At 70.9% G+C, this 783-nt stretch carries 1 protein-coding gene and 1 pseudogene; one reads left to right on the plus strand and one right to left on the minus strand.

Going from position 1 to position 783, the window contains the following annotated elements; translation table 11 throughout:
* Positions 1–505, plus strand: a 505-nt coding sequence (locus R1101_RS28845) for an alkaline phosphatase D family protein (RefSeq protein ID WP_037225271.1), incomplete at its 5' end; no start/stop codon positions are given.
* Positions 506–536: 31 nt separating this feature from the next.
* Here the strand turns inward: R1101_RS28845 and R1101_RS28850 are convergent.
* Positions 537–783: pseudogene (locus tag R1101_RS28850) on the minus strand (kinase); the annotation flags it as partial.

A 783-nucleotide genomic window follows, 5' to 3' on the forward strand; every position in this document is an offset into this window, starting at 1 on the left:
GACCGCGCTCATCGGAGCGCCGGCCGGAGGCGTGCCCTTCAACACCGATCAGTGGGACGGTTACACGGCCGACCGCCGGCGGCTGCTCGACACGATCACGGCGGCGGGTCTGCGGAACGTCGTCTTCCTCACGGGCGACATCCACACCTCGTGGGCGATGGACGTCCCCGTCGACGCCGCCGACTATCCGGGGGCGGGCACCGTCGCCACGGAGTTCGTGGTTCCCTCGGTGACCTCGGCGAACATCGACGAGCTGCTCGGTGTGCCACCGAGGAGCACGTCGCCTGCGCTGGAGGCGACGGCGACCGCGACCAATCGGCACGTGCGCTTCGTCGAACTCGATTCGCACGGCTACGGGGTACTCGACGTGGCCCCCGGTGCGACACAGATGGAGTGGTTCTTCATCGGCGACCGCACCGATCCGAACACCGCTGCACGCCGTGTCGCGGGATACCGGGTGGCCGACGGCGCGACGAGGATCGAACCCGCCGCTCCCCTCGTGTAGCCGGCGAGCGGCGCCTGCCGGATCGACCGCTCTAGCCGGTGGCGCGGTCCTCGAGGTGGGCGAGTACGTCGCGGGCGTGTGCGGCGACGTCGTCGTGGCCTGTCGCGGTGGCGAACTCGGCGAGCAGCGACCAGCGGGCGCGGAGCGCCGGGATGCGCGGCACCGACAGTCCGTGTTCGCGGACCGATGCGATGCGTGCGTGGTCCTCGGGCAGGAACAGGTGCGTGCTCAGCCAGATGCACGCGAGCAGCGCATCGAGCAACCGCTCCTCGAGCACC

The organism is Rhodococcus sp. R1101 (assembly GCF_000278445.1).
Lineage (GTDB): Bacteria > Actinomycetota > Actinomycetes > Mycobacteriales > Mycobacteriaceae > Rhodococcus > Rhodococcus gordoniae.